The sequence below is a fragment of the Sandaracinaceae bacterium genome (genome assembly GCA_016706685.1).
GTDB lineage: Bacteria > Myxococcota_A > Polyangia > Polyangiales > Houyiibacteriaceae > JADJJE01.
On the sequence record JADJJE010000051.1, the window covers coordinates 23,839 to 44,350 of the forward strand.

General features: G+C 70.7%; 23 protein-coding genes. 13 read left to right on the plus strand and 10 right to left on the minus strand.

Annotation, left to right across the window (positions count from 1 at the left end):
- Positions 1–462: 462 nt before the first annotated feature.
- From fsa to IPI43_30770, 6 genes are all read left to right on the plus strand, one after another.
- On the plus strand, positions 463–1,110 hold the full coding sequence (fsa, locus tag IPI43_30745) for a fructose-6-phosphate aldolase (protein ID MBK7778440.1): 648 nt from the start codon (positions 463–465) through the stop codon (positions 1,108–1,110).
- A 37-nt stretch (positions 1,111–1,147) separates the two neighbouring features.
- A complete protein-coding gene (locus tag IPI43_30750) occupies positions 1,148–1,759 on the plus strand; it encodes a hypothetical protein (protein ID MBK7778441.1) in 612 nt (203 codons plus the stop codon).
- Positions 1,756–2,460, plus strand: coding sequence for an NUDIX hydrolase (locus IPI43_30755; GenBank protein ID MBK7778442.1), 705 nt, complete (start codon positions 1,756–1,758; stop codon positions 2,458–2,460). The genes IPI43_30750 and IPI43_30755 overlap by 4 nt, the downstream gene beginning before the upstream one ends.
- A complete protein-coding gene (locus IPI43_30760) occupies positions 2,457–3,377 on the plus strand; it encodes an NAD(+)/NADH kinase (protein ID MBK7778443.1) in 921 nt (306 codons plus the stop codon). Before IPI43_30755 ends, IPI43_30760 begins: the two co-directional genes overlap by 4 nt.
- Positions 3,378–3,411: 34 nt before the next feature.
- Positions 3,412–5,484: a protein kinase gene (locus IPI43_30765; GenBank protein ID MBK7778444.1), complete on the plus strand. Its 2,073-nt coding sequence runs from the start codon at positions 3,412–3,414 to the stop codon at positions 5,482–5,484.
- A gap of 75 nt (positions 5,485–5,559) precedes the next feature.
- Positions 5,560–6,423, plus strand: a complete 864-nt coding sequence (locus tag IPI43_30770; GenBank protein MBK7778445.1) for an alpha/beta hydrolase — start codon at positions 5,560–5,562, stop codon at positions 6,421–6,423.
- 23 nt (positions 6,424–6,446) lie between these two features.
- Here IPI43_30770 and IPI43_30775 read toward each other — a convergent pair whose 3' ends face one another.
- The 3 genes from IPI43_30775 to IPI43_30785 are packed head-to-tail and all read right to left on the minus strand — an operon-like array spanning position 6,447 to position 8,336.
- A complete protein-coding gene (locus IPI43_30775; protein ID MBK7778446.1) occupies positions 6,447–6,914 on the minus strand; it encodes a hypothetical protein in 468 nt (155 codons plus the stop codon).
- Between the two features lie 17 nt (positions 6,915–6,931).
- A complete protein-coding gene (locus IPI43_30780) occupies positions 6,932–7,705 on the minus strand; it encodes a hypothetical protein (protein ID MBK7778447.1) in 774 nt (257 codons plus the stop codon).
- Between the two features lie 4 nt (positions 7,706–7,709).
- Positions 7,710–8,336, minus strand: a complete 627-nt coding sequence (locus tag IPI43_30785) for a sigma-70 family RNA polymerase sigma factor (GenBank protein MBK7778448.1) — start codon at positions 8,334–8,336, stop codon at positions 7,710–7,712.
- A 163-nt stretch (positions 8,337–8,499) separates the two neighbouring features.
- On the opposite strand from IPI43_30785, the gene IPI43_30790 reads away from it, so the two are divergent.
- A complete protein-coding gene (locus tag IPI43_30790; GenBank protein ID MBK7778449.1) occupies positions 8,500–9,450 on the plus strand; it encodes a hypothetical protein in 951 nt (316 codons plus the stop codon).
- Here the strand turns inward: IPI43_30790 and sixA are convergent.
- A complete protein-coding gene (gene sixA / locus IPI43_30795; GenBank protein ID MBK7778450.1) occupies positions 9,445–9,921 on the minus strand; it encodes a phosphohistidine phosphatase SixA in 477 nt (158 codons plus the stop codon). The genes IPI43_30790 and sixA overlap by 6 nt on opposite strands.
- 111 nt (positions 9,922–10,032) lie before the next feature.
- Here sixA and IPI43_30800 point away from each other — a divergent pair, with 111 nt between their 5' ends.
- Complete coding sequence (locus tag IPI43_30800) at positions 10,033–10,476, plus strand: hypothetical protein (protein ID MBK7778451.1); 444 nt, start codon at positions 10,033–10,035, stop codon at positions 10,474–10,476.
- Here the strand turns inward: IPI43_30800 and mutY are convergent.
- Positions 10,431–11,624, minus strand: coding sequence for an A/G-specific adenine glycosylase (mutY, locus tag IPI43_30805; GenBank protein MBK7778452.1), 1,194 nt, complete (start codon positions 11,622–11,624; stop codon positions 10,431–10,433). The genes IPI43_30800 and mutY overlap by 46 nt on opposite strands.
- Between mutY and IPI43_30810 the strand changes: the two genes are divergently transcribed.
- The gene (locus tag IPI43_30810; GenBank protein ID MBK7778453.1) at positions 11,616–12,110 is read left to right on the plus strand and encodes a hypothetical protein; all 495 of its coding nucleotides are present in this window, start codon (positions 11,616–11,618) and stop codon (positions 12,108–12,110) included. The two genes, mutY and IPI43_30810, sit on opposite strands and share 9 nt — an antisense overlap.
- A gap of 49 nt (positions 12,111–12,159) precedes the next feature.
- Here the strand turns inward: IPI43_30810 and IPI43_30815 are convergent, their stop codons facing one another.
- Positions 12,160–12,387 carry a hypothetical protein gene (locus tag IPI43_30815; protein ID MBK7778454.1) on the minus strand — a complete coding sequence of 76 codons (228 nt, stop codon included), beginning with the start codon at positions 12,385–12,387 and terminating at the stop codon, positions 12,160–12,162.
- Positions 12,388–12,598: 211 nt separating this feature from the next.
- On the opposite strand from IPI43_30815, the gene IPI43_30820 reads away from it, so the two are divergent.
- Both IPI43_30820 and IPI43_30825 read left to right on the plus strand, forming a co-directional pair.
- Complete coding sequence (locus tag IPI43_30820; GenBank protein MBK7778455.1) at positions 12,599–13,267, plus strand: hypothetical protein; 669 nt, start codon at positions 12,599–12,601, stop codon at positions 13,265–13,267.
- 68 nt (positions 13,268–13,335) lie between these two features.
- Positions 13,336–15,210 (plus strand): gamma-glutamyltransferase, encoded by a 1,875-nt coding sequence (locus IPI43_30825; GenBank protein MBK7778456.1) that lies wholly within the window; start codon positions 13,336–13,338, stop codon positions 15,208–15,210.
- A 13-nt stretch (positions 15,211–15,223) separates the two neighbouring features.
- Here the strand turns inward: IPI43_30825 and IPI43_30830 are convergent, their stop codons facing one another.
- From IPI43_30830 to IPI43_30845, 4 genes are all read right to left on the minus strand, one after another.
- On the minus strand, positions 15,224–15,376 hold the full coding sequence (locus IPI43_30830) for a hypothetical protein (protein ID MBK7778457.1): 153 nt from the start codon (positions 15,374–15,376) through the stop codon (positions 15,224–15,226).
- Positions 15,377–15,764: 388 nt separating this feature from the next.
- Positions 15,765–16,628: a hypothetical protein gene (locus tag IPI43_30835; GenBank protein MBK7778458.1), complete on the minus strand. Its 864-nt coding sequence runs from the start codon at positions 16,626–16,628 to the stop codon at positions 15,765–15,767.
- Between the two features lie 4 nt (positions 16,629–16,632).
- A complete protein-coding gene (locus tag IPI43_30840) occupies positions 16,633–17,145 on the minus strand; it encodes a cyclic nucleotide-binding domain-containing protein (GenBank protein MBK7778459.1) in 513 nt (170 codons plus the stop codon).
- 51 nt (positions 17,146–17,196) lie between these two features.
- Entirely contained in the window at positions 17,197–18,063 is an 867-nt protein-coding gene (locus IPI43_30845; GenBank protein MBK7778460.1) for a hypothetical protein, read from the minus strand.
- A gap of 103 nt (positions 18,064–18,166) precedes the next feature.
- On the opposite strand from IPI43_30845, the gene IPI43_30850 reads away from it, so the two are divergent.
- Entirely contained in the window at positions 18,167–18,808 is a 642-nt protein-coding gene (locus IPI43_30850) for an SCP2 sterol-binding domain-containing protein (GenBank protein ID MBK7778461.1), read from the plus strand.
- 45 nt (positions 18,809–18,853) lie between these two features.
- A complete protein-coding gene (locus IPI43_30855; GenBank protein ID MBK7778462.1) occupies positions 18,854–20,512 on the plus strand; it encodes a serine/threonine protein kinase in 1,659 nt (552 codons plus the stop codon).

Genomic DNA, 20,512 nt, shown 5'->3' on the forward strand with positions numbered 1-20,512 from the left:
GGTTCGACCCCGAGCTTGGGCACCCTACCTCGAGGCGTTCGTCGCCCGATTACTGAGCAGCGCCATGGCACAAGAGACCTCGCAGGCCGCAGGCATCTCTCCCAGCGCGCCCTCCCGCAGACCAACGGAGCGGCCAAGAGTCGGAGTCGGGACCTGCGAGACCTCACGCGTCCGGGGCGGGCAACACGGGACAGGAGGAATCCGGCGCGGTCGGCTGAGCTGGGAAGGGGTCCGCCGCGCCTGTCGTCGAGCCCAGCCGAGCCCACAGACGCCACCGTGGAGGGCGAGGGGCGTCCTGGGCAGCGGGACTTGGGGGGCCCCAGGAAACAAACGAAGTGCCGTTTCCAGGGGGGTACCAGAGCGAGCGCCAGCGCGAGCGATCCCGCAGACCAGGATGCCCCTCGCCCTCGTCACGATCACGCCGCCCTAGGCGCGTACGGGGTTTCGAGCTAGAAGGCGCACATGGAGATTTTCATCGATTCGGCCGACCTCGACGAGATTCGCGATGTGGCTGCCATGGGCGTCGTCGACGGCGTCACCACCAACCCCTCGCTCATCGCCAAGACCGGGCGCCCGCTGAAGGATGTCATCGTCGACATCTGCAAGATCGTGGACGGGCCGATCAGCGCCGAGGTCCTCGCCACGGACTACGAGGGCATCGTGCGCGAGGGGCGCGAGCTCGCGAAGCTGCACAAGAACGTGGTCGTGAAGGTCCCGCTCATCGCGGATGGCCTCAAGGCCGTGAAGACCTTCACCGCAGAGGGCATCAAGACCAACGTCACGCTCTGCTTCAGCGTCACGCAGGGCCTGCTCGCGGCCAAGGCCGGCGCCACCTACATCAGCCCGTTCGTGGGCCGCGTGGACGACATCAGCGGCGACGGCATGGACCTCATCGAGCAGCTGGTCACCGTCTACGCCAACTACGGGCTCAAGACCAAGGTGCTGGCCGCCAGCATCCGTCACCCGCGCCACGTGGTCGAATGCTTGATGCTGGGCGCGCATGTGGGCACGCTCCCGCGCAGTGTCATCTTGCAGCTCGTGCAGCACCCCCTCACCGACCTCGGTCTCGCCAAGTTCCTCGAGGACGCCAAGAAGATCCCCAAGTCGTGACGTCGCGCCGGGTCAGCGCGCGGCCCGGGGTCTCGCGGTGACCCGTGCCGCGTGCACGGGGCTCGGTGCCCTGCTGGCTGGGCTCGTGCTGCTGATCAGCGCGGGCGCCACGGCCCAGGCCGAGCGCGAGCCCTCTGGTATCCTCAGCGCACCGCTCTTGCTGCAGCACAGCTGCCTCGCCGATGGCTGCGAGTCCGCCGGGGTGGGTGGGGCGCTGCTGCTGGACCTCCAGCACCCCCTGCGCGCCGCACCGTGGCTGGGCCTCGGAGGCATCGTGGGCATCGGAGTCGTGGGCGGCGAAGCGGACACCACGCGCGTGTTCGTCCCGGTGGGGGCCAGCGTGGTGGCGGGCCTCTTCCCCGGGCCCACCCGGCGCTTCGGCGTCGAGCTGCGCGTGCGCGGCGGCGGCTGGTTCGGCGCGGGTGCGTGGGGCCAGGCAGCGCGCGCCGACCTCGGCGGCGGGGGCTTCTTCAGCGGGGGGGTGCACGTTGCGCTGGGGCTCGGCGCCCCTGCCGTACGCGACCGGCTGCGGGTGACCCTCGGCCTCGACATCATCCGTCTCTTCGGTTCTCGGCCCGTCACGTTGTACGCTCCGGGCTTCGCGCTCGCCTGGCACAGCGCCACCCGAACGACCGGAGCCACCCCATGACCCCCGACTCGCCCGACCAGGGCTGGCGCGCCCCGCACATCCACATCGAGGTCGTCGACGACCGCAGCGCCACGGCGCGCTGCGACCAGGGCTTCCTCAAGCTGCGCCGCCTGCAGCTCCGCAACCGCTACGAAGACGGCACGGCCAGCGCGCCCTATCCGTACGACATCGTGGACCGCGCGGCCCTCGACGCGGTGGTGATGGTGCTGCACCGCAGCGGGCCACGCGGCACCGAGGTGTGCGTGCGCTCGTCGCTGCGGCCCCCCCTCGGCGTGCGCGCCACCAGCGAGGACCAGTACGTGTCCGTGCTGTGGGAGGTGCCCGCGGGCCTCATCGAGCCCGAAGAGGCCGCCGGCGTCAGCGTGGATGGCGTGCTCCCCGGCGTGCTGTCGTGCGCGTCCCGCGAGACGCTCGAAGAGACGGGCTACGTGGTCCCCGAAGAGCGCTTCACGGCCCTCGGGCGCATGACCTACCTCAGCCCCGGTGTGTTGGCCGAGCGCCTGCACTACGTGGCCGCGTCACTCGACGGCTGCCAAGTGGGCGACCCCACGCTGGACGGCTCGCCCGTCGAGGAAGGCAGCGCCCTGCGCTTCGTCACGCTCACCGAGGCCATCGCCGCCGTGGACGCCGGCCACATCCAAGACGCCAAGACCGAGGTGGCGCTGCGCCGCTTCGTGGCTCAGCAGAGCCAGCGCGCATGAGCGCGCCGCGCGTCCTGGTCATCTACAAGCGCACCACCTTCCAGCGCTTTCGTGGGGGCAAGAGCACGCGCATTCAGGCCCTCCTCGACCAGGGCCACCGCAGCGTGGCCTCGCTGCTCGAGGCGCACGAGGCGCACCTGGCCACGCTCGAGCGCACCAAAGAAGTGCTCAAGCATCTGGGCGTCGACGCGCGCTTTCGGCACAGCTACACGCCCGAGCCGGACGACGCGTGGGACCTCGTGGTCACCCTGGGTGGCGACGGAACGCTGCTGTGGGCCTCGCACCTGGTGGGCCCCGAGACCCCCATGCTGGCCATCAACTCGGCGCCGCGCACCAGCGTGGGCTACTTCTGCGCGGGTGACTCCGGCCAGGTGGGCGAGCTCATCGAGGCGGCCCTCGCGGGAGACATGCGCGCCACCAAGCTGAGCCGCATGCAGGTCAGCGTGGACGGCGAGCTGGTGCACACGCGCGTGCTCAACGACGTGCTCTTCTGTCACGAGTGCCCGGCCGCCACCACGCGCTATCTGCTGAAGCGCGGAGACCTCGAGGAGTCACAGATGTCGAGCGGCCTGTGGGCGGGCCCGGCCGCGGGCTCCACGGCGGCGGTGCGCAGCGCGGGCGGGCGGGTGCTGCCCATCGGCTCGCAGAAGCTCCAGTTCGTGGTGCGCGAGCCCTACCACCGCGGCGACGCCCGCCTCCAGCTGCAGAAGGGCGTGCTGGCCGCCGACGAGGAGCTGACGCTGGTCAGCCTCATCCGCGAAGGCCAGCTCTACTTCGATGGCGCCAACCGCGTGCAGGCCGTGGACATCGGCTCCGAGGTCACGTTCTCGCGCTCGCCCGAGACGCTGCACTTGCTCGGCCTGCGTGGCACCCGCCGCCCGCCGTCGACGGAAGACGACCCCGGCACATCTGGCTGACACTTGCGGCGCCGCCGCGGGCTATCCTCGCGCGGTGCGCTCCCGGCTCGTGACCACGCTGCTCTCGCTGACGCTCCTGACGGGGGGCGCGGCCATGGCCCTCGCGCTCTACGCGGCGCGCACGGACGCCGAAGAGCTGTCCGCGGCGCTCTTGGCGCAGGCGGGCGCGCGCACCGAGGCGGAGCTCCAGCGCTTCTTCGAGCCCACCCAGGCGCTGCTCGCCACCACGCACGAGTGGGCCGCCGAGGGGCTGCTGGACGTCCACGACACGGCCGCCCTCAACGCGCGCTTCGTCCCCATCCTGCGCCACTCGCCGTCCATCTCGTCCATGCTCATCGCCACGGAGGCGGGCGACGAGTACATGCTGCTGCTGCACCCCGACGGCCGCTTCGAGAACCGCGTGGTGCGCGTCACGGACCCGGCGTTCGGCGTCACCCGCAACCAGCGCATCGAGTTCGACGGAAGCGGCAACCGCGTTCGCGAGCGCGTCGAAGAGCTGCCCTATGACCCCCGCGAGCGGCCCTGGTTTCGCGGGGCCCTGTCGCGCCCCGACGCCGCGCACTGGACCGAGCCGTACACCTTCCGCACCACCCGCGAGCCCGGCATCACCACCAGCCGCGTGGCGGACGCGCCCGGCCAGCGCCTGATCGTGGCCTTCGACATCAAGCTGCTGGACCTCAGCCGCTTCACCACCAGCCTGCGTATCCGCGAGCGGGGCTGGGTCGCCGTGCTGCTCGGCCACAAGGTCATCGGACTCCCCGGGCCGCGCTCGCTCGAGGCGCTGCAGGAGCAGTTCGCCGACGGGCTGCCCGCGCCCGAGGTGCTGGACGTGCCCGCGCTGGCGGAGCTGGCGGGCAACGAAGACGGCGAGCCGGCGCGCGTGGAGCTGGGGGACGAGACCTACGTGGGTGTGGCCCGGAGCTTCGAGCTGACGCCCGGCACCAGCCTGCGCGTGCTCTCGGCGCTGGCCGAGTCGGACGTCCTGGTGAGCGTCCATCAACAGCGCAACCGCCTGCTCGTGATGCTGCTGGTGGCGCTCCTGGTGGCGCTCGGCGCCTCGCTGCTGCTCTCGCGCTCCATGCAGCAGCTGCGCCCACCGCCGGGTCTCGAGGGCCAGCAAGTGGGCCAGTACAAGCTCGAGTCACGCCTCGGCGAGGGCGGCATGGGCACCGTCTATCGGGCCAGCCACGCCATGCTGCGCCGCCCCACCGCCATCAAGCTGCTGCGCGAGGACCGCCGGCGCGCCAAGGACCTTGCCCGCTTCGAGCGCGAGGTGCAGCTCACGGCGCAGCTCACCCACCCCAACACCATCGCCATCTACGACTACGGCCTCACGCCGGACGGCGCGTTCTACTACGCCATGGAGTATGTGGAGGGCGTCACGCTGCAGGCGCTCATCAACGCGGTGGGCCCGCTGCCCTCGGCGCGCGTCATCCACATCCTCCAGCAGGTGCTGGGCTCGCTCGCGGAAGCCCACGACGTGGGCCTCATCCACCGCGACATCAAGCCCGCCAACATCATGCTGTGCGAGCGCGGCGGCGTGGCCGACGTGGTCAAGGTGCTGGACTTCGGGCTGGTGAAGCGCCTGGCCCCGCGCGACTCGGAGAAGGACCTCTCCGGCACCGACAACTTCGCCGGCACTCCGCTCTACCTGGCCCCCGAGTCGGTCACCAACCCGAAGCTGCTGGACGCGCGCAGCGACCTCTACTCGGTGGCCGCCGTGGGCTACTTCCTGCTCACGGGCACGCCCGTCTTCCAGGGCAAGACCGCGGTCGAGACCATCACCCAGCACCTCAAGTCGGCGCCCGAGACGCCCTCCGCGCGGCTCGGGCGTGCCATCGCGGCCGACCTCGAGCGCGTCTTGCTCATGGCGCTGGCCAAGGCTCCCGAGGGCCGCCCCGAGAGCGCGCGCGAGTTCGCGCAGATGCTCGAGACGTGCACCGATGCCCACGCGTGGCGCCAGCAGGACTCGCGCACGTGGTGGCGCACGCACGGGGCCGTGGTGCAGGAGACCGCTGCGGGTGAGGCGCAAACGCAGACCAGCCAGCCGCCCGAGGCGCTGACCGTGGACATGACGCGGCGCACGCTCAACACCGATCCGGACTGAAGGGGCCGGCAACACCCTGGTGACGACAGGCCGTCGGTGGGTGCATTTCTGGGCCAGCCTGCTACATGGCGCCCCGTGGCGACGCTGGCACACACGATCGTACGCGCGGAGGGCAAGACGCCCACGCGCAGCCTGCTGTTCCTGCACGGCATCCTCGGGACGCGCGCCAACTGGCGTGGCATCGCGCGCAGGCTGGTGGATGAGCGCCCCGAGCTCTCGGTCGTCCTGGTGGACCTGCGCGGTCACGGGGACTCCCTCGGGATGCCTGGCCCCTCCACCATCGAGCAGGCCGCCCGTGACCTCCGGACCCTCGAGGCGGTGCTCGAGACCCCGGTGCGAGGTGTGCTCGGGCACAGCTTCGGCGGCAAGGTCGCCATGCAGTACGCGCTCGACCGCGCCGACCCGCTCGACACGCTGTTCGTCATCGACTCGTCGCCGGGGCGCGAGCTCAGCCCGGACAGCCATGGGGGCGAGCCCGAGACGCCGCGCATCCAGGAGACGGCCCACATCCTCCGCACCCTGCGCCAGCTGCACTTCCCGATGGCCACCCGCGAGGACTTCGTCGCGGCCATCGAGGCTGCCGGGCTCAGCCGGCCGATCGCGCTCTGGCTGGCCATGAACCTGCGGCGCATGGCCGATGGGCGCCGTGACTTTCCGCTGGACCTCGACGAGGTCGAGAACCTGCTCGCCAGCTACTACGCCACGGACACGTGGGCGGCCGTCGAGCGTCCGCGCGGGCGTGGGCACGTGCACATGATCGTCGGGGGGCTCTCCCCCGTGTTGACCCCGGCCGACCTGGCGCGCGTGAAGCTGGCCAGCCGCGAGCACGACGCCGTGCACCTGCACGTCATCCCCGAGGCCAATCACTGGGTGCACGTGGATGCGCCCGATGCGCTGCACGAGCTGCTGCTGCTCGGCACGCGCAATCTCGGGCGCTGAAGCGGCGTTGCGCTCCGCGCGGCTCAGCTGCCGAGCGTGATGCCGATGACCAGGGTGCCGCCGTCGTGCGCCTGGCCGGCCACGAAGAAGGGGTCACCAGGCGAGGCCAGCACCTGCAGCAGGGGCAGGTAGTCCGACTGGTTGGGCCGGTTGATGCTGACCCGCACCCGGATGCGGCCATCGGGCATGACCTGCTGCACGCGGATGCGCAGGCGGCGCCCGTTGGGCAGCGCGATGTCCGCGTCCTGGTCGGCCTGCAGGGTGACGCGCGGGCGCGAGAGCACCTGCATGGTGCGGAACGTGTTGAACGGCGGCCGCTGCAGCGCGCCCACCCCGGCCAGGCTCGGGTCGATGGTGCCGGGCTCTTCCTTGGCCAGGATCACCACGACGTTGGCCTGCACGGCCGGCGTCTGCGCCGCGACCAGCGCGGGCGCGACCAGCCCGGCCACCAGCCCGAGGGCGAGCCAGGCGGTCTTCGTTGCAGTGGTCATCGTGGTCATGGGGCGGTTCACCGTACGTACTCCTCGTCGCTGATCCAGACGACCGCTACCGGTACGTCTTGTTCCCCTGGGACTTGGAAGACGGTTCCGATATTCGTTCCGAAGTCCACTTCTTCCACTTCGGTGCCGAGATGGGTGGCGACGATCACCTCGGGGTCGTCTTCCACCACCACCTCGGTGTCCGGGCGGGGCGTCACCACCTCAGCGACGGGCGTCCCACGGCCTGCGCCGGGGTTCTCGTCCGGCCGGAGCGCGATGGCCAGCAGCGCCGCCGCAGCGAGCGCCACCACGGCAACCAAACCCGGCCAGCGGGCGCCCTGATCGGCGGCCTTCTTCGGGGCAGGCAGCGCGGCCGGCTTCTGGCCAGCGGCGTCCGGCAGCCCGAGCTTGGGCTCGAAGGCCACCTTCTCCGAGCGCGGCGGCAGGGTGCCCAGCCCCTCGCCCTCGATCAGGCGGAGCTTCGGACGCTTGCGCGGCGCCGAGCCCGTGCCGTCGTCGGCCAGTGCGCCTTCGTCGCTGGTGGTCTGGCTGGCACCCGCAGGGGCCTCGATGCCCGCCCAGATGGCGTCGAACAGGCTGGCCGACTCGGCCTGGCTGAGCTGGGCCGCGTCTTCGGTGGCGACGTCGCCGATGAAGCCGCCCAGCCGCTCGAGGGCTTGCTGCCGGCCGCGATCGACCGCCGACTCGTCCAGCAGAGCCAGCACGTCATCGTGCTCACTCCCGGCGAGATCGCCGTCGAGCAGGCGCTGGAGCAACGTGTCTTCGATGCGTGGTGTGCTCATGGTGTCACTCCCTGACCTCGAGATCGCCCTGCAGATACTCCGACAGCTGCTCCTGCATCTTGCGACGCGCGTGAAAGAGGCGGCTCATGATGGTGCCCTTCGGGACGTCCAGCACCTCGGCCATCTCCTCGTAGCTGAGGCCCTCCACCTCGCGCAGCAGGATCACCTCGCGGTGGTATTCCGGCAGCGTGTCGAGCGCGCTCCGGATGGCGTCGCTCAGCTCGCGGCGCAGCACCGTCTTGGCCGGGTTGCTGTCCGAGATGCTGGGCAGCAGTGCGCCGTCGCCGGCCACGTGACCCTCGCGCGAGATGGTGTCGTCGTAGTCGACGCCCTTCTTGCGGCTCACGCGCCGGATGTGATCGATGGAGAGGTTCATGACGATTCGGTAGAGCCAGGTGTAGAAGCTCGACGAACCCTGGAAGTTCTGGATGTGGTGGTGGACCTTGATGAACGCGTCTTGGACGACGTCCATGGCGTCCTGTTTGTTCTTCACGACGCCCAACGACACGGCGAACGCCCGGCGGTGGTACTTCTCGAAGAGCTCGCGAAACGCGTCGCGGTCGCCCGCTTGCACGCGGGCAACGAGCTCGGCGTCGAGCTCCCGTTCTTTTAGGGCAGCTTCCCGTTTGATATTGGTTGTGGACGCTGCCTGTTGCGTTTCATTCACCGTGGCCCCCTAGGAACCGGCGGTGCGCATCGCGCACGGAACGGAGCCGTTGTACCACGAACTCCTGGTAACCGCAGAGGACTTCGACGCGCGGCGGGCGGGGCCCGGCTCTGGTAGAGTCGCGGGCGTGCCAGAGCTGCCACCCGACGACGAGCCGAGCCCCCCCAACCCCGGGGAGACTTGCTCGCAGCACGAGGAACGCCAAGCCGTGCTGCGCTGCCCGCGCTGTAGCCGCCCGGCCTGCTTCAGCTGCTGGCAGCCCGTTCAGCGGCGCTGCCACAGCTGCGTGATGGCCTTCCCGGCCGAGGTCGCGCCCGCCATCCCCTGGGAGACCGACGGCGTCCCCTTCTGGACGGGCCTTGGGGCTACCCTGCGTCAGTCCTTCTCGCCCACCGCGACCGCGCCGGCCATGGGCCACGGCGATGTGCGCTCGGCGCTGTCGTTTGCGCTGCTCACGTGGCTGCCGTTCGCGGCGCTCCAGGGTGTCATCCCCTACACCCACACGTTGCTCTTCCAGGAGCTCGAGGTGCGCGTGGCGGGCAGCGGCGGGGTCCTGGTGGCCCTCGACGTGGCCCGCGCCGTCTCGCTCGGGGTGCTCTTGGGAGGGGTGCAGCTCGCCGCGATGGGCCTCGCGTTCGCGAGCTTGTCCCACGCCTATGGGCTCTCGGGGGTGGCCAGCGCGGCGGCAGCCTGGCGCACCGTCTTGTATCGCGGCTTCATCGTGCTGCTGTTGCCGTCGCTCATGGCGGGCGGGCGGGCGCCGTCCGACCTGGTGGCCAACCTCATGTTCTTCACGGGGTTGTTCGAGCCCAACGTCTACACCCTGGTGGTGGTGGTGGCCGGGGTCTGGCTGCTGACCACGCTGCGCACCAGCGCCCGCCTCGCGCAGGGGGTGGGGCCCGGCATGTCGTTCGTCATTCCGTTCATGGTCATGGCCGTGGGCGTCCTGGTTCGCCTGTTGGCCGAGACGGCCTGCCAGCCGCTCATGCCCGAGCTCGCGACCGAGGCCCCCGTGAGCACACCGGCGCCCGCCGAGCCTGCGGCGCCCGTCGTGCCGCCGCTCCGTACCCCCCTATAGCCGGTCCGGCGTGACCACGAACTCCACCTCGCAGAGACCGCTGGGCCCCCGCACCAACATGTAGGCCGCGCCCGTGGCGAACGGCTCGAAGCGCGGGGCCCCCGTGAGGTAGGCCGCCAGACCCGCCACCTTGGGCATGTGGGTGACCAGCGCGATGGTGTCGCTCGCGCCCGTCGTGCTGAGCGGAGCCAGCGCCTGCGTCGTGCTGCCTTCTTCGGCCGAGAGCGCCAGGTGCACACTGACCGGGACGTCGCACGCCGGGTGGACGCGCTGCACCAGGATCTCGGCGGTCTGCACGGCGCGCACCAGAGGGCTGGTGTACACGTGCGAGAGGCGCACCCCACGCTTGGCAAGGGCCTGTGCGACGTCACGCACACCCGCGCGTCCAGCCGGGGTGAGCCAGCGGCGCTCGTCCACCGGGGTGGTGTCGTAGGGCACGGCCTCGCCGTGACGAACCAAGAGGATGCGCATGGCCTCACGATAGCGCAGAGCCCTGGCCCGCGCCTGATTCGTGCCACCGTCGAGTTGCTGCAAGCGGCTCGTTGAAGAACTCTCCCGCTAGGCGCGAGCCGTTCCCCACTCATGACCCTCCGCAGCGACCAACACTTCGTCATCCGACTCGGGCTCGTGCTCTTGGCGCTCGCCGCCCTCGCGGGGCTGTTCGAGCTCTTCGCGCGGCAGGCGCCCTACACCCCGCTCGCGCTCGGGCTGTTGCCGGGTCCCATTCAGCAGCTTCGCGATGCGGCGCTGGTGCATGGGCTGGTGGCGCTGCTGGCGGGCCTCCTGCTGCCGGCGGCGTGGGCTGATGCCGCGCCCGCGCGGTTCGTGAAGGTGCTCGCTGCGGGCCACGGGCTGCTCTTCGCGACGCTGCTCTATGCTGCGGTCAGCGGTCGCATGGCCGTGCAGATCTGGGATCCGCGGCCGCTCGCGGTGGTGCTCACGGCGCTCCGCATCGTGGGCCACCTGATCGTGGTGGGGGCCTACTTGGTGTGGGCACGCCGGCTCTGGCGTGGCGCCGCGGCCTGAGGCTCGGGCGGTCCCGCTGCCACCGCCAGCACCTTGTGCGTCAGCTTGGCGATGCCCACCTCGGCGCCGTCGAGCTGTCTGTCCGCGCCCAGCGGCAAGAGGCGCGCGGGGCCGTCACTCCCGGTGATGCGTGCGTGGGTGGCGGTGAACACGATCACGCGCAGCCGTCGGTGGCTGAGGATGTGTTGCACCTCCCCCACGGGCTCGCTGCTCACGCGGGCGCTGATCCCCGCGACCATGAGCGCGCCGTTGGCCGCAGCATGCAGTGGCGCATGCGCCTCGCTGCTCTCGAGCGGCGCCATGGGTAAGCCGTAGAGCCCTCCGAAGAGCGAGTCGTCGCCGCGCACCAATGCCACCTCGGCGCCGCGCGTGGCCACCACTGCCACGAGGCTGGTGGGCCGCGGCGGCGCCTTGCGGGGGATGCGAGGCAGCTCGTGCGCGATGCCCTGCTGGCGCGCCACACACAGGTCGCGCGCCGGGCACGCGTCGCAACCGGGGCTCTTGACGGTGCACACCAGCGCGCCCAGCTCCATCATGGCTTGGTTGAAGTCGCCGGGCCGCTCGCCCACCACCAGCTGCTCGGCCAGGTCCCACAGGCGCACCTGCGTCACGCGGTCGGGCAGTGCGCTGGTGATGCCGAACAGCCGAGTGAGGATGCGCGCGACGTTGCCGTCCACGATGGGCTCCTCGAGACCGAAGCAGACGCTGCCGAGCGCCCCTGCCGTGTAGCGGCCCACCCCGGGCAGCGAGAGGCGCGCCTCGGGGTCACGTGGGACAGCCCCTCCGTAGCGCGCGACCACCTCGCGCACCCCCTGGTGGAGCATGCGTGCCCGACGGTAGTAGCCGAGGCCGCTCCACGCGGCGAGCACCTCGTCTTCGCTGGCCAGCGCCAGCGCCTCGAGCGATGGGAACCGCGAGAGGAAGCGCTGGTAGTAGGGCAGGACCGTGTCCACACGCGTCTGCTGGAGCATCACCTCCGATACCCAAACGGCATAGGGGTCGTGAGCATGCTCGCGCCACGGGAGCTGGCGCTTGGCTCGGTCGTACCAGCTCAGCAACGCCGCGCGCAGGAGCCTGATGTCGGGGCCGCTCACGCGCGAGAACGTGCAGGCTCTGGCAGAGTCGGTCAAGCTCCGCTCATGGTGCATCGCTCCGCAGCGCTGGCGTTCATGGGGCTCGTGCTCGGGTGCGGGGGCAGCGACGCTGCCGACACGCCTGCGCCTGGGCCGAGCACGCCCAGCTCATCGCAGCCCGCCGAGACGCCACCGTCGGCTGCCTTGCCGCCACCCGAGGTGCAGCTCACATGGCTGCCCGGCGGAGGGCTGGCGCTCGAGAACGCCGATGATGGCCCGGTGTCGCTGGCGCGCGAGCTGACGCTCCAGGCAGGCGAGGGGAGCGAGCCCACGCGCCTCCAGCTGGGTCTCGACTGCGCGTCGGTGGGTGCACCCACTCCGGCTGGTGCTGCCGCCTGCATCACGTTGGTTCCGGGAGCCGCGCTCGCTCTCGGCCGGTGGCCCGACGACCACGGCGCATGTCGTTGCCCGCCGTGCGTAGACACGGCAGAAGCCGGCTCATTCGTGATTCACACCTGCGACCAAGGGCAGGCTCTCACGCGCAGCCTGCCGCCACGCTGAAGCGGCGCCACGGGAGCGCTGGTCCCAGGACGATTCGGGCAGCGCTCTCTCACACCTTTGCGCCGAAGGGCCGCAGGTTCTCGCCCGTCTGCTCCGAGGCCGGCACGGTGGAGTACGAGCGTGTGCGCTGGCGCTTGCGGTGGGGAGCCGCATGGCCCGCCGTGAAGAGGCGGCGCAGCAAGAGACGCGCTCCCACCGACACCAGCCCCAGCAACGAGAGCAGCGTGAGCGCCCAGGTCAGGCCGCTCAACCACGTATCAATCTCTGTACCAGTCATGGGTCATACCTCTACTGTACTGGCTAGTCCTCATAACGCATCGCGTCAAGGTCTGCGGCCGCGTCAGCTCCGGAACGCCTCCAATGACACCCACTTGTGTCGTTTCAGGCATGAAAATTCGGATTTGCAGTCTTGACGCACATGCTAAGTGGGACTAGTTGGGTTGATAACGCACTGCGTCATATCCGCAACCGCGCACCAGGAGCAACCCGTGCAGACCATCACGACCCAGATCAAGACCAGCGGCACGCGACTTCGCGACAGCGGCACCGCCTTCGCGACCACCACCTACGAGGCCACCGGCGCGTTCGTGGACGCCACCGTCGAGGCGACCAAGCTTGCCTACGAGCAGATCCTCGCCACCCTGACCGAAGCGGGCACCGAGCTCGCCACCGAGGCCAAGACCGCCGGGGCCGAGGCCGCCGCCGTCCTCAAGGTGGAGGCCGACTCCTGGAAGGAGTTCCTCAACCTCCCGATGCCCACGCTCACGCTCAGCAAGCCGGACGTGCAGCTCCCGGACGCCGCCCAGCTCGCCACGCAGCTGCGCGCCGCGCCCCGTCAGGTGGAGGGCCAGGTCCTGCGTGTCGTCCACAAGGCCATCGAGGACCTCGGTGAGCGCGTCGAGGCGCGCATCGAGGTGCTCGAGCTGGCCAACGTGGTGGCCCTCCCCGCCGCCAAGAAGGCCAAGGTCCAGAAGGGCGCCAAGGCCGCCAAGGCCATCAGCGCCCCGGTGCGTGGCTACGACGGGCTGACCGCGCGTGAGGCCGCCACCATGATCCAGGGCGCCACCCTGGCCAAGGTCGAGTCCATCCTCGAGTACGAGCGCGCCAACAAGGGCCGCGCCACGGTGGTGCGCGCCGCCGAAGCCCGCCTCGCCTGAGGCACACCTCGGGCCTCCGGTGCGCAGCGATCCCTACCGACCCGGGTGAAGTAGAGCTAGGGTCAGGCATGTCCGCGCGACGTGCTGGCTCTCGGTTCACGTTCCCGGCGCTGCTCTGCGTGGCGCTGGCGTGTGCCTCACTCTCGCCACCACGCGCCGCTGAGGGGCAGCCCCCGCAGGGGCAGCCTGCGCCCAGCCCACCGGCCGCCGCCATCAGCGCTGCCGAGGTGGGCCACTACGCGCACGCCGCCGTGGCGGCGGACCGGGAGCTGGCCTCACTCGCGGCCCTTCAGGTGCTGCAGGCAGGCGGAAACGCGGCCGACGCCGCTGCGGCCGCCATGCTGGCGCTCGGTGTGGTCAACCCCTCGAGCAGCGGCTTCGGAGGGGGGGGCTTTGCGCTCTACTACGACAACTCGCCCACGCCGCGCGCGCCCAGCGAACCCAACACCGTGGTGGACCTGCGTGGCGCCGCGCCCGAGGGGCCACTCGCGCGCCTCACGTTCATCGACTTTCGTGAGCGCGCCCCCTTGGCCTCCACGGCGGCGATGTTCGTGGACGCCCCCGCGGCCGGCACGGGCCCTATCGCCGGTGCATCGCAGCTGGGTGGCCTCGCCAGCGGTGTGCCGGGAGAGCCCGCGGGCATCGCCACGCTGGTGGGGCGCTTCGGGCGCCTGAGCCTGGCCGACGTGGCCGCGCCTGCCATTGCGCTCGCGAGCGAAGGCTTTCTGGTGGACGCGCGGCTGGTGGAGACGCTGGCCAGCTTTCGCGAGCAGATGCTGCGCGACCCGGGCCTGCGCCGTTGGTTCGGGCCCGCTGGGGAGGTGCAGCTCGGAGACCGCCTGACCCAGCCAGAGCTCGCCGCCACCCTGCGGACATTTGCCCAGCGCGGGCCGGCCAGCGTGTACGGGGGCCCCATCGGGCGCGCCATCGTGCGCGCCAACCGGGCGAGCGGCGGCATCATGACCTTGGATGACCTGCGCGCGTATCAGGTGGTGCTGCGCCAGCCGGTGTCGGCCGATGCCCTCGGGCACACCTGGGTCACGGCGCCCCCGCCCAGCGCGGGTGGCGTGACCATGCTGCAGAGCCTGCGCATGCTGGGGGCGCTGCGGCCAGCCTTCGCGACCGGGCCGGATGGCCTCCGGCACGCGCTGCTCGAGAGCTGGAAGGGCCCGTTCATCGACCGCCAGCGCTACTTCGGCGACCCGGACCACGTGCCCGTCCCGCTCTCGGGCCTGTTGGACCCTGCCCGCGCGGGCGCCCGTGCGTTGCGCTTCCACCCGCTCTTGGCGCTCTCGCCCGACACCTACGACCTGCCGCTGGAGCCGCTCGAAGGTGACGTCCAACAGCCCGAGAACGCCGGAACAAGCCACTTCTGCGTGGTGGACGCCGAGGGCAGCGTCGCCGCGGTGACCACCACGGTCAACCTGCCGTTCGGCGCGCGCTACAGCGCGGCGGGGTTCGCGCTCAACGACCAAATGGACGACTTCGCGCGGGCGGTGGGTGAGCGCAACGCCTACGGCTTGATCGGCGGCGAGCGAAACCTGCCTGGCCCCGGCCGCCGCCCGGTGTCCACCATGTCACCCACCATCGTGCTCGACGCGCAGGGACGCCCCGTGCTCTGCATCGGCGGGTCGGGCGGGAGCCGCATCGTCACGGCCGTGGAGCAGGTGGCGCTGAACATCCTGCGGCTGCACATGGACGTGGGCGCTGCGGTCTCGGCACCACGCGTGCACCACCAGGCGGACCCCAACGTGTTCAACAGCGAGACCATCGCGCCCCTGCCGGCCAACGCGCTCGCCGCCCTGCTGGCTCGTGGTCACCGGCACGCGCCCATTCGGAACATCGCCATCGTGCAGGCCATCCACATCGAACACACGCAGCGTGGTCGGCTCCTGCACGCTGCCGCCGACGCTCGCAAGGGCGGCGTCCCAGCAGGCTACTGACCACCCGGATGGGTCAGCGGAAGCGGTGGTCGGTGCGCGGCGGGCGCCGGCGACCACCACCACGCGAGATGGGGACAGGCGTGGGCTCGGGCTCGAGCAGGCTACCGAGCGCCTCGACGATGGCCTCTACCCCCTGCTCGAACGCCTCCTTCGCCCTGGATCCCAAGCTCTGCTGCGGTTTCTTGGCGGCGGGTCGCTCGGGCTGACTGGGAGAGATGCGTTCTGGCAAAGCTCCCTCATCATGCGAGTGCGGCTCCGCATGTCAATGGGATGTGCAGATCTTTCACCGCGCCGCTGTTCGGATCTGAAAGAACGCGTTGCAGAGTCGGGAGCCCCGGCGCGCCGGCGGCAGGTCCGTCGCACGAGATCGTCGACGATCACGCACGTCACGGGCTTGGCACGAACTTCGCTAAGGTGGCGTCCCGAAGTGGCGGCACGGTAAGCGTCGTTCTCGACGGACCACGCGGCACCTCGCCACTTCCACAACTCTGAAGGCCGCCCCTGACCGGGGCGGTCTTTTTCTTTGGTCTCTGGTCGAGGCTCCGGGCCGAGCGTTACTGGGCCGCGCCCGCGGCAGCCCCGGCGGCGGCGCCCACGAACAGGGCGATGACCATGACGTAGAGCGCGATGGAGCCCGAGACCAACAGCAGACGCCAGACGGTGACCGCCGCGAAGCCCGCCAGCGTGGTGGTCTGATGGGCCGCGCTGGTGGCGCGCGCCTCGAGCCAGATCACCGCAAAGGGCGCGATCAAGAAGCCCACGCAGGGCACGGCGAGCCACAGGTGGCCCGCGTTCGCGTAGCCGACGCCACGCAGGGTGTCCTCCCAGCTGCCACGCGCCTGCTTCATGAGCATGAGCGAGAGGTGCGCGCCGGCCATGGCGAAGGCCAGGCCGAACATGGCCAGCACCGGCGCCTGGACCGCCGTGAGCGGCACCATCAGGCAGCCAAACACGCCGAGGCCGATGCCCAGGCTCGCTCCGAGCGCCTGATCACCCGTGCCCACACCCACGGCTGCGCCCGCCACCGCGTAGAGCAGCGCGAACTGCAGCATGAAGAGCATGTTGCCCACCGTGTAGGCCACCACGCCGTAGAACGGCCCGCCGGTGAGCGTCTCGACCGACGGCCGAGCGAAGAACGCTTTCGGCGAGAAGCACACCTCGCGGGAGGTGTCCCAGAAGCCCCGCCACAGGCCGATGGTCTCGCGTCGCTCCCAAGGCACTGCGTTAACGCCGCGTGCCGCGCAGGCCACGCACATGGGCATGGGCAGCAGCGAGTCCAGGCAGCGCTCACAGCCGAACGTGCCGCAGCGGCTGCAGGTGAACGTGGCGGGCACCTCCTGGTGCACTCCGCAGGCGTTCCACACGACGGGCGGCGCAGCGCTCGGCTCGGCCGCGGGGCCGGCGTCCATGGGGTCCATGGCGCTAGAACTTCCCGGTCACCGAGAGGAACGTCATCTTGTCGTTGGTCTCGCGCAGGCGCGCCGACAGCGTCTTCACGAAGTTCCAGAGGATCTCGTAGGCCAGCTCCTTGTGCAGGAACAGCAGGTCCTCGAGGGCGTCCTTCGAGATCACCAGCAGCCGGCAGGCCTCGTGCACGCGCGCGTCGGCGCTGCGCGGCACGGCATCGATCAAGGCCATCTCGCCGAACGCGTCGCCTTCTCTGAGCACCGCCAGGGCCTCTTCGCCCATGCCGCTGACCTCACGGGAGATGCGCACCTTGCCCTCGAGGATCAAGTACAGCGACCCACCGGTCTCGCCCTCCTTGAAGATGACCTGTCCCATCTTGTAGGACTCTTCCTGCGCGATGGCGGCGATGCGCGCGAGCCCGCGCTCGGCGATGCCGTGGAAGAGGTGGATCTTCGCCAGCGCCTGGAGAACGGAGTCGGCCTCCGGGGGAGCCGCCGCAGCGGCGGTCGTGTCGGCCTCGGGTGTCATGGAACCGGACGCTACCAAACTTTCGCTCGCCGGATCGAGTTTGGCGCGCGTTCAGAAGCCGTTGAGGGTATCGGTCACGGCCAGGACGTCGCCGATCTCGTAGAAGTCCACCGTGATGAAGTTGGCGAAGTCGCCGCTCTCGGTCTGGCACTCCTCCACGCGCTCGAGGAACGCCGGGTTGTGGTTGATCGTCTCGGCGAGGGTCGCGCTGGCGAACGGTGCCGTGAGGAAGTGGTTGAAGATGAAGAGGGAGTTCCCCGTGTCGCCGCGGTTGGGGTTGCAGCTGAAGTCCTCGGCGGTCTCGGCCGAGTAGTGCGTCTCCCAGGCGTGCTCCCAGACGTCCATGTACCAGTCGTAGGTGTCGCCGTTGTTGTCCGTGAAGACCACCACGCGCGTGTCGGCGTCCACCAGCTCGCCCAGGGTGGGCCAGGGCTCCCCCCGCGTGTGCGCGTAGGTGCGGGCCAGCAGGCCGCTCTCCTCGAAGCTGCCGAGGGTGTCCTCGGCGTTGATGTAGGACTCGAAGATGATGGTGATGACCTCGCCGGGGTGGGCGTCCAGGAAGTCGTTCAGCTCGCGCAGGCCGTCCACCAGCGGGCGCCGGCCGAACACGCAGGCGCCGTGGCAGAGCGTGGGGGCCCCGCCGAAGCGGTCGTCGTAGTAGGTGTCCAGCATGAAGCCACGGATGCCGTCCTCGAGCTGCTGCGTGAGTCCCTCCGTGTGGTTGGGCGGCGAGAAGCCGTCTGCCGTGGAGGCGTGGGCGTTGTGCGTGGTGGCGTAAGCGACCTGGTCATAGGGGCGCTCGCACAGCTCGAGGTGCCCGTTGCAGCCCGTGTCGGCGGCCCCGCCGCACGAGAGGGACGCGCAGACGCCGAGTGACGAGAGCAACAGGGTCATGGCGAAGTGAACGCGGGGTGACATGCGGCCACTCTACCAGGCCGGCGCCCCGAACCGCTCCAGCCTCATGTCTCCAGTGCATTTTCGGTGACCGAGGCGAGGGCTTTTGGTTTACGCTTCCGCCCCTATGAGCACCGAGCCGCTTCAGTTTCTACGGACCACCGCCCCCACCCTCTTCAAGAAGGGCATCGACGCCCTCGCCGCGAAGGCCGCCGGTGGCGACGCGCGCGCGACCAAGACCCTCGAGGGCATCCGCTCGGTGACGGGCGCCGCGTACTTCGTGGTGGACGGCGCCGGCGAGGTCTACCTGTCGTCGAAGGCGGGCGAGATCACGGTGGGTGACAGCGCGCCCGAGGGCGTGCCCGTGAAGTTCGCGGTGGGCTTCCCGGCCGAAGCGGCCGAGATGGTCCTGGGCGAAGTGGCCGCAGAGGGCGCCATCGACGACCCGCGCGTGGCCATGGGCGTGGCCCAGATCCCCAACCCGGACCTCGACGTCATGCTCGCGGGCAAGACGCTCACCTGCCACCTCATCCTCGAGGACGTGCCCGACCTCGGCAACGTCACGGTGCGCATCGGCCTCAACGTGAACGAGCCCCCGGCCAAGCCCGGCTTCACCGCCACGCTCAAGTACAGCGACCTCGAGGACCTGCGCGAGGGCGAGATCAACGCCCAGCAGCTCTTCATGGGCGGCAAGCTGCGCATGGCCGGCGACTACTCGGTGGCGCTGCAGGTGGGCATGGGCATGATGGCCAAGGCGCAGCAGCGCTGATCCACGGGCGGGCTCCCGCGGGCGCCCGTCGTGTATCGTTCCGCGGTGTCTGAGCCCAACCCCACGCTGCGGAGCGTGCCTCCGAAGCCGCGACCGTCCGAGCCTGCTCCATCGAGTGAGGTGGAGCAGACCGTGTCGTCCGGAAGTGATGGAGCCTCCGCGGGTTCGGGTGTGCTCGATGCGTTGCTCAACGTGGCGGCGCAGAACGAGTTCCAGCGTGTGCGCCGCCAGACGGCCATCGCCTATGCCATCGCGGCGACGGGGGTGCCGCTGTACAGCGGCCTCGATGTGCTCTTCGGTTCCCTCGACCCGCACTGGCACCTGCCGACCACGCTGGCCATGCGCTTTTCCGTGGCGTTCGTGCTGGCCGTGGGGGCGCTGCGGCTGCGACGCGCCGCGACGACGCTGCGCGAGGTGGACTTCTGGATCCTCAGCGCGCCCGTGACGCTCACGGGGGGCAACGCCTGCCTGATGATGGTGACGGGCATGATCGAGAGCCCGTATGCCAGCGGGCTCTTGCTGGTGGCGACCGGCTATGCCTTCGTGCCGCAGCACTATCGGCGGGCCATCGGCACCGGGGTGTTCGCGACGCTCATCTTCCCTGCGCTCTACCTGGGCTGGGCGCTCATCGGGGGTCCGCCCGCCATGCTGGAGCCACTGGCGCTGGCCCGGCTCGGGACGCTGGTCTCCATTCATGGCACCACGGTGGCCGTGCTCATCGCCGCGGCGCACGTGCTCTGGGCGCTGCGTCAGGAGATCGTCGAGGCACGCTCGATTGGCCGCTACAAGGTCCGCCGGCGCATCGGGCGAGGTGGCATGGGCGAGGTGTGGGCCGCGTGGGACGAGACGCTGAAGCGCGAGGTGGCGCTCAAGCTGCTGCGCACGGACCGGCAAGACGCCGTGGCCGTGGCGCGCTTCGAGCTGGAGGTGCGCGCGACCACACAGCTGACGCACCCCAACACGGTGCGCGTGTTCGACTTCGGCGCCACCGAGGACGGCGTCTCGTACTACGCCATGGAGCTGCTGGAGGGCGAGCCGCTCTCGGCGCTGCTGCAGCGCGAGGGGGACCTCCGCCCAGCGCGCGCCGTGTGGATTGGCACGCAGGTGGCCAGGGCGCTGGCCGAGGCCCACGCGCGCGGCATCGTGCACCGCGACATCAAGCCCGAGAACATCTTCATCACGCGCGCGGGCGACGAGCCCGACCACGCCAAGGTGCTGGACTTCGGCATCGCGCGCTTGAGCAGCGCCGCGGGTGGGCTCACCCAGGACGGCATCGTAGGCACGCCCCAGTACCTGGCGCCCGAGCTGCTGCTGGGCGAGACGGCTGGGCCGGCCGTGGACGTGTACGGGCTGGGCGTGGTGCTGTTCCAGATGCTGACCGGGGCGCTCCCGTTCGCGGCGGAGGACGGGCGTGCGCTGCTGCTGGCGCGCCTGGCCATCGAGCCACGCGGCGTGCGGGACTTGGCGCCCGAGGTGCCCGAGGCGCTGGCTGCGGTGGTGCACCACGCGCTGGCGCGGCAGCCGGCAGACCGCCTGCCCGACGGGCGCGCGCTGGCCGATGCGCTGACGGCCACTGGGCTCATCGATGGCTACCGGCCGAACGGCATGCCGCCCGCGCGCTTTGGTGGAGGGCTGGACAGCGACCCGAACGCCGAGACGCGCGAGGCCATCCCGAACCCCGCGCTGGTGGACACCCACCGCTAG